This window comes from Streptacidiphilus sp. BW17 (assembly GCF_041262485.1).
GTDB lineage: Bacteria > Actinomycetota > Actinomycetes > Streptomycetales > Streptomycetaceae > Streptacidiphilus.
In genome coordinates, this window is sequence record NZ_JBGCCR010000055.1 from 18,360 (window position 1) to 27,825 (window position 9,466).

The 9,466-nt window shown below is 69.4% G+C and carries 10 protein-coding genes; 3 read left to right on the top strand and 7 right to left on the bottom strand.

Translation table 11 applies throughout. The annotated features are described in order from the left end of the window. Window positions 1-64: 64 nt before the first annotated feature. The 6 genes from ABH940_RS35635 to ABH940_RS35660 form a co-directional block, all read right to left on the bottom strand. Window positions 65-424: an NADH-quinone oxidoreductase subunit A gene (locus ABH940_RS35635; RefSeq protein ID WP_037605882.1), complete on the bottom strand. Its 360-nt coding sequence runs from the start codon at window positions 422-424 to the stop codon at window positions 65-67. A 523-nt stretch (window positions 425-947) separates the two neighbouring features. Next, complete coding sequence (locus tag ABH940_RS35640; protein ID WP_370072918.1) at window positions 948-2,288, bottom strand: geranylgeranyl reductase family protein; 1,341 nt, start codon at window positions 2,286-2,288, stop codon at window positions 948-950. A 52-nt stretch (window positions 2,289-2,340) separates the two neighbouring features. Then, a complete protein-coding gene (locus ABH940_RS35645) occupies window positions 2,341-3,054 on the bottom strand; it encodes a demethylmenaquinone methyltransferase (RefSeq protein WP_370072909.1) in 714 nt (237 codons plus the stop codon). Window positions 3,055-3,194: 140 nt separating this feature from the next. Further along, complete coding sequence (locus ABH940_RS35650) at window positions 3,195-3,623, bottom strand: hypothetical protein (RefSeq protein WP_370072910.1); 429 nt, start codon at window positions 3,621-3,623, stop codon at window positions 3,195-3,197. A 20-nt stretch (window positions 3,624-3,643) separates the two neighbouring features. Continuing rightward, window positions 3,644-4,858 (bottom strand): cyclic dehypoxanthinyl futalosine synthase, encoded by a 1,215-nt coding sequence (gene mqnC, locus ABH940_RS35655; protein ID WP_370072911.1) that lies wholly within the window; start codon window positions 4,856-4,858, stop codon window positions 3,644-3,646. Between the two features lie 124 nt (window positions 4,859-4,982). Next, the gene (locus ABH940_RS35660) at window positions 4,983-5,792 is read right to left on the bottom strand and encodes a menaquinone biosynthetic enzyme MqnA/MqnD family protein (RefSeq protein WP_370072919.1); all 810 of its coding nucleotides are present in this window, start codon (window positions 5,790-5,792) and stop codon (window positions 4,983-4,985) included. A gap of 355 nt (window positions 5,793-6,147) precedes the next feature. Here ABH940_RS35660 and ABH940_RS35665 point away from each other — a divergent pair, with 355 nt between their 5' ends. Both ABH940_RS35665 and ABH940_RS35670 read left to right on the top strand, forming a co-directional pair. Beyond that, on the top strand, window positions 6,148-6,354 hold the full coding sequence (locus tag ABH940_RS35665) for a cold-shock protein (RefSeq protein WP_370072912.1): 207 nt from the start codon (window positions 6,148-6,150) through the stop codon (window positions 6,352-6,354). 235 nt (window positions 6,355-6,589) lie between these two features. Next, on the top strand, window positions 6,590-8,101 hold the full coding sequence (locus ABH940_RS35670) for an MFS transporter (RefSeq protein WP_370107165.1): 1,512 nt from the start codon (window positions 6,590-6,592) through the stop codon (window positions 8,099-8,101). Here the strand turns inward: ABH940_RS35670 and thpR are convergent. Further along, window positions 8,062-8,625 (bottom strand): RNA 2',3'-cyclic phosphodiesterase, encoded by a 564-nt coding sequence (gene thpR, locus ABH940_RS35675; RefSeq protein WP_370072914.1) that lies wholly within the window; start codon window positions 8,623-8,625, stop codon window positions 8,062-8,064. The two genes, ABH940_RS35670 and thpR, sit on opposite strands and share 40 nt — an antisense overlap. A 125-nt stretch (window positions 8,626-8,750) precedes the next feature. On the opposite strand from thpR, the gene ABH940_RS35680 reads away from it, so the two are divergent. After that, a complete protein-coding gene (locus ABH940_RS35680) occupies window positions 8,751-9,347 on the top strand; it encodes an N-acetyltransferase family protein (RefSeq protein WP_370072915.1) in 597 nt (198 codons plus the stop codon). Window positions 9,348-9,466 lie beyond the last annotated feature (119 nt).

Consider the following 9,466-nt stretch of genomic DNA (forward strand, 5'->3'; position numbering starts at 1 on the left):
TCTCTCGACGCGTCGGTCACACGCACTCGTTGATCAGCCGCACTCGTGTCAATCGCACTCGTGATCAGTCCCACTCGAGGCCGCCGCGACGCCAGACATAGGCGTAGGCGACGAACACGGTGGCGATGAAGAGCACCATCTCGACGAGCCCGAAGATCCCCAGAGCGTCGAAGGTCACGGCCCACGGGTAGAGGAAGACGATCTCGATGTCGAAGACGATGAAGAGCATCGCCGTCAGGTAGTACTTGATCGGGAATCTGCCGCCCCCGGCAGGCTGCGGGGTCGGCTCGATGCCGCACTCGTAGGCATCGAGCTTGGCCCGGTTGTAGCGCTTGGGGCCGGTCAACGCGGCCATCGCCACCGAACCGACCGCGAACGCAGCCGCAATGGCGCCAAGTACCAGAATCGGCGCATAAGCGTTCATGCCGAACGACCTCTCCAGGCGTCAGTCCCAGCCGACGTCTCTGTCGTCTCCGTCGTCTCTGTCTCTCGGTCTCCCGCGAGCAGTTCCTATGACTGTCATCCCCATTTGTGAGGCAGTTCACAAGCCCCCAAGACGGCTGCATCCTATGCCTCTTCGCATGTGATCTGCGACACGCGGTCATGGACCAAGATTGTGATCTACGCCACCTGACGGATGATCATGAGGTAACGAGCAGGCAAATTTAGCCACTTTGCGTGTGCATTCATTCACAAGCAGTGGTGCTGAGGTGCATTTGCGCAGCTCGGAGCCGTGATCCTTATCATCGGCCAAGGATCCATGGCAAGTTTTGCTTTGCCGAGCTCCACGTGTTAGTGAACTTCTGGGCGCCATGCTGACGTTGAGTATGCACACGACTACAGAAAGCAGCAGCCCCACCAGGACATGCCTGGTGGGGCTGCTGTGACGTGTGTGCTGTGCCGGCTGTGCCTGCCTTGGGGCTGTGCCTATGCCTTCGGGACTGTGCCTATGCCTTGGGGGCCACCTTGGCCAGGCCGTTGATGACGCGGTCCATGGCGTCGCCGCCCTGCGGGTCGGTCAGGTTGGCCAGCAGCTTCAGCACGAACTTCATCAACACCGGGTGGGTCAGCCCGTGCTGCGCGGCCATCCGCATCACCAGCGGGTTGCCGATCGCCTTCACGAACGCGCGACCGAGGGAGTAGTAGCCGCCGTAGACGTCCTTGAGGATCCGCGGATACGCCTCCAGTGCGCGCTCCCGGGCGACATCGGTGGTCCGGGCCATGGCCTGGACGATGACGCCCGCCGCGATCTGGCCGGACTCCATCGCATAGGCGATGCCCTCACCGTTGAACGGGTTGACCATCCCGCCCGCGTCGCCGACGAGCAGAAAGCCGCGGCTGTAGTGCGGCTGCCGGTTGAACGCCATCGGCAGGGCCGCGCCGCGGATCGGCTCGGTCATGTTCTCCGGCGTGTAGCCCCACTCCTCGGGCATGCCGGCGCACCAGACCTTGAGCAGCTCGCGGTAGTCGATGTCCTTGAACGCCTTGGTGGTGTTGAGCAGCCCGAGACCGACGTTGCTGGTCCCGTCCCCCATGCCGAAGATCCAGCCGTAGCCCGGCAGCAGCTTGTCCTGGCCGTCGCGGCGGTCCCAGAGCTCCAGCCAGGACTCCAGGTAGTCGTCGTCCGCACGCGGCGAGGTGAAGTAGGTCCGGTAGGCCACGCCCATCGGCCGGTCCTCACGCCGGTGCAGCCCGAGCGCGAGCGACAGCCGCGTCGAGTTGCCGTCCGCCGCGACCACCAGCGGTGCACGGAACTCGACTTCGCGCTTCGCCGCGCGCTTCCCATCGGACCCCTCGCCGGAACCGACGTCCTCGAGCCTGGCCGTCACGCCGATGACGCGACCGGTGCGCTCGTCCAGCACCGGGCCGGTGACGTTGCAGCCCTCGTGCAGCTTGGCTCCGGCCTTCTCCGCCTGGCGGGCCAGCAGTTCGTCGAAGTCCGCGCGCTTGCGCACCAGTCCGTAGTCCGGGAAGGCCGCCAGCTCGGGCCAGTCCAGCTCCAGCCGGACGCCGCCGCCGATGATCCGCAGGCCCTTGTTGTGCAGCCAGCCGTTCTCCTCGGAGACGTCGATCCCCATGTCGACCAACTGCTTGACCGCGCGCGGGGTCAACCCGTCGCCGCAGACCTTCTCGCGCGGGAACCGGGACTTCTCCAGCAGCAGCACCTCCAGGCCCGACCGGGCCAGGTGGTACGCCACCGCGGATCCCGCCGGTCCGGCGCCCACGACGATCACATCGGCGTAGGCCTCGACGGCCCGCGTCTCCTGCGTGCTGGTCGCGTCCTGCATGCTGGTCGCGCTCAACCTGGACTCCTGACTTCGGCTGGGGATCGGCTTGAGTCTAATGAGCGGTGGACGTGGTTCCGGGCTTGGTACCCCGGTGCAGGGCGACGATTCCACCGGTGAGGTTCCGCCAGGCCACCCGCTCCCACCCGGCCCGCTGCAACCGCACCGCCAGCTCCGGCTGGTCGGGCCAGGCACGGATCGAGTCGGCGAGGTAGACGTACGCGTCCGGATTGCTGCTGACGGCGGTGGCCACCTGCGGCAGCGCGCGCATCAGGTACTCGCTGTAGACGGTCCGGAACGGCGCGAAGCTCGGGTGGCTGAACTCGCAGATCACCACGCGCCCACCGGGCTTCGTCACGCGCAGCATCTCGCGCAGCGCGGCGTCGGTGTCCTGCACGTTGCGCAGCCCGAAGGAGATCGTCACCGCGTCGAAGACGTCGTCGGCGAACGGCAGCCGGGTCGCATCCCCCGCAGTCAGCGGGAGTTCGGGGTGGCGGCGCTTGCCCTCGCGCAGCATGCCGATCGAGAAGTCGCACGGCACCACGGTCGCGCCCGCCTCGGCGAACGGGACCGAGGAGGTCGCGGTCCCGGCGGCCAGGTCGAGCACCCGCTGTCCCGGGCGCGCGTCCACCGCGCGGGCGACGGCGCGGCGCCACAGGCGCGTCTGGCCCAGCGACAACACATCGTTGGTGAGGTCGTACTTCGCCGCGACGTCGTCGAACATCGACGCGACCTCGTGCGGCTGCTTGTCCAGGGAGGCTCGGGTCACGCGGTCATTCTCCTCTTGCTCACAGGTGGTGCCGCAGAGCTGGTGCTTGGGCGCGTCGGTACTCAAGGCCGACGCTGAAGGCCGACGCCGAAAACCTGTGCTCAAGCCCAACACACGAGCCCGACGCTCAAGCCCAATGCTCAAGCCCGGCGATGGACGAGACGCCCGCCGAGGACGGTTGCCAGGCAGCTGCCGTCGGCGGCGAAGACGGCGAAGTCGGCGCGGGCGCCGGGGTCGAGCCGGGCGGGCGACCCGACCAGCAGCCCGACCCGGGCGGCGGCCGGGGCCAACGCCGGGTCCTCGTCCAGCGAGCGCGCCGCCACCGCCGTCACTCCGCGCAGCAGCAGCGCGTGCACCCGCTCACGCGGGCTGGGGGCGTCCGGCAGCGGCCCGTCCCATGCCTCGCCCGCACGCACCTCGCCCGGCCATTCGCGCACACGCGCGCCGGGGTACTCGGCGCGCAGCGCGTCGACGCCGACCAGCGCAGCATCCTTCTCGACAACCGCGACGATGCGCTCGCGCTCGACCGCCACCGCGCAGCCGTCCGTCCCCGCATGAATGGTGAACACAGGTCAGCTCACAACCGACATCAGTTGCTGCTGAGCAGCTTCAGCTCGGGGTGCGCCGTCCCGCCCGCGATCGCCGTGGAGGCGATGTGCGAGAAGACGTGGTCGTCCACCGGGTCCTTGGCCGGGTCGTCGTGGACGACCAGGTGCTCGTAGGTGGTGGCACGCTGCGCCGGGACGCGGCCCGCGGAGCGGATGAGCTGGATCAGCTCCATGCGGTTGGAGCGGTGCTTGGCCCCGGCCGAGGAGACCACGTTCTCCTCCAGCATCACGGAGCCGAGGTCGTCGGCGCCGTAGTGCAGCGAGAGCTGACCCATCTCCTTGCCGACGGTCAGCCAGGAGCCCTGGATGTGCGCGATGTTGTCCAGGTAGAGCCGGGCCACCGCGATCAGCCGCAGGTACTCGAAGAGCGTCGCCTGGGTGCGACCCTTCAGGTGGTTGTTCTCCGGCTGGTAGGTGTAGGGGATGAACGCGCGGAAGCCGCCGGTGCGGTCCTGCACGTCGCGGATCATCCGCAGGTGCTCGATCCGCTCGGCGTTGGTCTCGCCGGTGCCCATCAGCATGGTGGAGGTGGACTCGACGCCCAGGGTGTGCGCCAGCTCCATGATCTCCAGCCAGCGCTCACCGGACTCCTTGAGCGGTGCGATCGCCTTGCGCGGGCGCTCCGGCAGCAACTCGGCGCCCGCGCCGGCGAAGGAGTCAAGCCCCGCGGCGTGGATCCGGCTGATCGCCTCCTCGGCGGAGACGCCGGAGATCCGCGCCATGTGCTCGACCTCGGACGCGCCGAGGGAGTGGATCACCAGCTGCGGGAAGTCCTTCTTGATGGCGGAGAAGGCGCGCTCGTAGTAGTCGACGCCGTAGTCCGGGTGGTGGCCGCCCTGGAACATGATCTGGGTGCCGCCCAGCTCGACCGTCTCCGCGCAGCGGCGCAGGATCTCGTCGAGGTCGCGGGACCAGCCCTTCTCGGTGTCCTTCGGCGCGGCGTAGAAGGCGCAGAACTTGCACGCCGTCACACAGACGTTCGTGTAGTTGATGTTGCGCTCGATGATGTACGTCGCGATGTGCTCGGTCCCGGCGTACCGCCGCCGACGTGCGGCGTCCGCTGCCGCACCGAGCGCGTGCAACGGCGCGTGGCGGTAGAGCTCAAGCGCCTCGTCGGCGCTGATGCGCCCGCCGACCGCGGCGCGGTCGAGGACTTCCTGGAGGGTGGCGCTGGTGTCTGCTGCGGGCGTGGTCACCCCGTCAGCCTACGCCAGCGCCTTTTCCGATCCGGTGGGGCACACCCGGTCGCGCACCCGGTCGGACGCGCGCTTGCGGCCGACCCGGAGCAAGCAGCTCAGGTCACGGCGCGAGGAGCTCAGGTCACGGCGCGAGGAGCTGGACGTCGTCCGTGCCGAGGCCGACCCGGGAGGCGAACTCGCGCATCCCGGTCAGCTGCCGCTCGCCGAAGCTGAAGTCCAGCGCGCCGGTGTAGTAGCGCCGCAGCGTCGCAGCGTCGAACGCCTCCCAGCGGGCGGTCTGCTCGCAGACCTTGTCGATCTCCTCCATGGAGAGGTCCCGCGACTCCAGGAACATCCGGTGCACCTCACCCACCACCTCGGGGTTCCGGGCGAGGTACTCGCGCCGGGCCGCGAAGACGGCGAAGACGAACGGGAGTCCCGTCCACTCCTTCCACATCGCGCCGAGGTCGTGGACCTGCAACCCGAGCCGGGGCGCGTCGTGCAGCGAAGCCCGCAGTGCGGCGTCGCCGATCAGCACCGCCGCGTCCGCCTCCTGCATCATCGAGCTGAGATCGGGCGGGCAGGTGTAGTACTCGGGCTGGACCCCGAACCGCTCGGCCAGCAGCAACTGCGCCAGCCGCACCGACGTCCGGCTCGTCGACCCCAGGGCGACCCGGCGGCCGTCCAGCTCCTCCAGCGGCAGCTCGGTGACGATCAGGCACGACATCACGGGCCCGTCGCTGCCGACGGCGATGTCGGGCAGCACGGTCAACTGGTCGGCGTGGCGCAGGTACTCGACGCAGGAGATCGGCCCGATGTCGAGCTGGCCGGCGACGAGCGCGTCGTTGAGGTTGTCCGGATTGTCCTTGGTCAGGTCCAGATCGAGAAGGCTGCCCGTACGGGCGAGCCCCCAGTAGAGCGGCAGGCAGTTCAGGAACTGGATGTGTCCCACCCGCGGCCGCTGCGCGCGCGGGGTGTGCTCGTCTGCCTGGGGGGTCTGCCCCTGTGCGTGAGAGGTGTCCCCCGGTGCGGTGTCCTGCTGTTCGGTGTCCACGCGAAGAACAGTAGACCCGCGGCGTGGATCACTCTGGTCGGGGCCCGCACTGCGTGCTAGGGTTTCTTCAGTTGCAGTTTGATTTCCCATGCAGTACTGAAGCCTGCGGAGCACATGTGACCGCGGGCTTCTGTGGTTTTCAGGGCTTTTGCAAAGAAGTAGCTGAAGGCACGAAGGCACTCGGGGCAATCAGCGCAGCGGACCGGATGCCACGAGGTGTGGCGTCCTTTACGTCCCTCGCAAGGAGAACGGTATGGCGACCGGAACCGTCAAGTGGTTCAACGCCGAGAAGGGCTTCGGCTTCATCGCCCAGGACGGCGGCGGCCCCGATGTCTTCGTCCACTACTCCGCCATTAACTCGAGCGGCTTCCGCTCGCTGGAGGAGAACCAGCCCGTCGAGTTCGACGTCACCCAGGGCCCGAAGGGCCCGCAGGCGGAGAACGTCACCCCGGTGGGCTGAACCCCATCCAGGACTGACTTCCCGAGAGTCAAGCACGCCTAAGTAGTACCCAAGAGGGCCTGCCCCGCATTTCGCGGGGCGAGGCCCTCTGCCTTTTACGGCGGCGCCTCAGCGTGAGTACTCAGCCGACCGATTCCGGAGCACGTTCCGTCGCAATCCCGACATTATCGGTCGCATTCGGGTCGCCGCGCACGGCACCGTGCACGTCACCGCGCACGTCACCGTGCATGTCATCGTGCACGTCCGACTCCACATCGCCGTGGGCGGCGAAGGCGATCCGGTCCAGCGTGCCCTCGCGGGCGGCGACCAGGATCGGGACGACCGACTGCCCGGCGACGCCACCAGTTGGACAGCGGCACTGGTTGGACAGCAGCTAGTTATACGTATAACTTCTTTACACATGGGCTATCTCTCCGTGCTCCGCGCCCCGCTCGTCACCCGCCTGCTCGCCGGTACCCTCACCGGACGCCTGCCCGCGGGGATGACGGTCGTGGCCATCGCGCTGGCCCTGCGCGCCGCCGGAGCCGGGTACGCGCAGATCGGGCTGACCACCGCCTGCTACGCGATCGCCGCGGCCATCGGCGGGCCGGTCCTCGGCCGTGCCGTCGACCGGCTCGGCCAGCCCCGGGTGCTGCTCTCCTCCGCCGTGGTTGCCGCCGGTGGCTACGTCCTGCTGGCACTGGCCCCCGGCTCGGCGGCGCTGGCCATGGCCGGAGCCGCACTGGCCGGCCTCGCCATGCCGCCACTGGAGCCCTGCCTGCGCGCGCTGTGGCCCGAGATCGTCGACGAGGAGCAGCTGGAGACCGCCTACGCGCTGGACTCCGCCTCACAGCAACTGCTCTACGTCGCCGGTCCGCTGCTCGTCGCAGGCATCGCCGCGTTCGGCCCTGCGCGCGCGGCGCTCTGGCTCGCCGCCGGACTGGGCCTGGCCGGGACGCTGGTCGTGGCCACCTCCGGCCCCGCCCGCGCCTGGCGTCCGGTAGCCGCGAGCGCGAAGGGCGACGGCTCGTCGAACGGCGGCCGTTCACCGCACCACTGGCTCGGACCGCTGCGGTCCCGCGGGCTGGTGCTGCTCCTGCTCGCGTTCGCCGGGACCGGCTGGTCCGTCGGCGGGCAGAACATCCTCTTCGTCGCCTATGCCCAGGAGCACCACGGCCTTCCGGGCGGCGCGGGACTGCTGCTCGCGCTGGCCGCCTTCGCCGGCCTGCTCGGCGCACTCGCCTACGGCGCGGTCCGCTGGAAGCGTCCCACCTCCACCCGGACATGGGCGCTGGCCGCGGGCATGGCCGTCTGCTACCTACCGCTGCTCACCGTCCCCGGCCCGCTGGGCATGAGCCTGGCCGCCACCCTCTCCGGCCTCGGTCTGGCTCCGCTGCTGGCCGCCGCCTTCGTCCTGATAGCCGAGCTCGCCCCCGCCGGGACCACGACCGAGGCCTTCGCCTGGCTGGTCACGGTGTTCTCCACCGGCAACGCACTCGGTTCCGCCGCCTCCGGTGTGGTCGTGGGCAGTTCACTGCGCGCGGCGGCGCTGGTCGCCTGCGCCGGGATCACGGCGGGAGCTGTGCTGCTGCTCCTCTGCCGCCGCTGGCTGCACCCGGCGGAGCCCGCGCTTCGGGAGGCGACGTCGGAGTCGTCGGAGTCTCCGGAGTCGGAGTCGCCGGAGTCGGAGTCTGCGGAGTCGGAGTCTGCGGAACCGACCGAGGGAAGTTACCCGGCCGCGCTGTCGGCCGTGAGCGGCCACTCCTGAAGCGTCTCGTACCGGACCGGTCCGGCACCGAGGTAACTGCGGATCAAGTGGATCGACCCCGCCGTCCACTGCCCGCCCTCGTACTCCTCCAACTCACGCGCGAACGGCCGCAGATCCGACCGTGCCGAGCCGCTGCGGGCCAGAGTCAGATGACCGCGGAACGGCCGGTCGTCGACCGGGATCCCGCTGCGCCGGGCCGCGTCGCAGACCTCCTCCGCGAGGCGGCGCAGCTCCTTCGTCTCGCCGCCCACTCCGGCCCACAGCGCCCGGTCCCCGAAGCGGCCTCCGCCGCTGAGCCGCAGGACGTGCGCCGGGTGCTCGTGCGCCACGTGAGCGAGGCGCGGCTCCAGCGCCGCGAGCTGCTCGGCGTCCAGGTGCCCGAGAAAGGCGAGCGTCAGATGCCACGTCTCCAGCGCCGTCCACCGCAACCCCGCTCCCTGCGGCAGCCGACGCAACGGACGCACCGCGGCGTCCAGCTCCTGCAGCACCGAATCGGGCGGCACGACGGCGAGGAAGAGTCTCATGTCGGCAGTCTCGCCGAACCCTGCCCGATGCGAAACGCCTGTCCACAGCAACGCCCACCAGCCGGACGAAAACGACGGTGTACGACGGATCGTCAGTGTCAGTCGCGAGTGGTAGAACGAAGCGCATGACCAGTGAGATCAACTTCTCGTCGTCAGAGTCCGTGGAGTCCGTGGCTTCCGTGGCTACCGGACAGCAGTCGCTGCGGATCCGCGTGGCCGCGCCCGAGGACGCTGCAGGAGTGCTAGCGCTGATGGACGGCATCATGGACTGGCTGATCTCCCTCGGCCGCACCGCGCAGTGGGGAACCACGCACTGGTCCGCCGTCCCAGCCCGGGTGAGCCTGATCACCGACCGCATCGCCCGCCGCGAGTTGAGCGTCGCGGAGACCGAGGGCGGCGAGATCGCGGGCATCCTCTCGGTCTCGGAGACCCCCGGCGCCTATATCCACCCGGCCGAAGAGCCCGAGCTCTACGTCAATCTGCTGGCCACCTCGCGTGGCTTCAAGGGCCGGAACGTCGGCGGTCTGCTCATCGCCACCGCAAAGGAGGAGGCGCGGCGGCGCGGGCACGGGCTGATACGCGTGGACTGCTTCGCGGGCGACGACGGCCGGTTGAAGCGCTGGTACGCAAGCCAGGGCTTCGAGGAGGTCGCGCCGTTCACGGTGCCGCGGGAGATGGGCCCGGACTGGCCAGGGATGCTCTTCGCGATGCGCGTGGCGTAGCGCGCGTGCCGATAGGCCGCTCCCGGGTGGTGGGGCGGCTGGTCGGCGGTTCGTTGGCTATGGGTGGTGGGGGTAGCGGGTGTTGGGTGGGGGTGGGGTGTCGGGTGGTGGGACGGCTC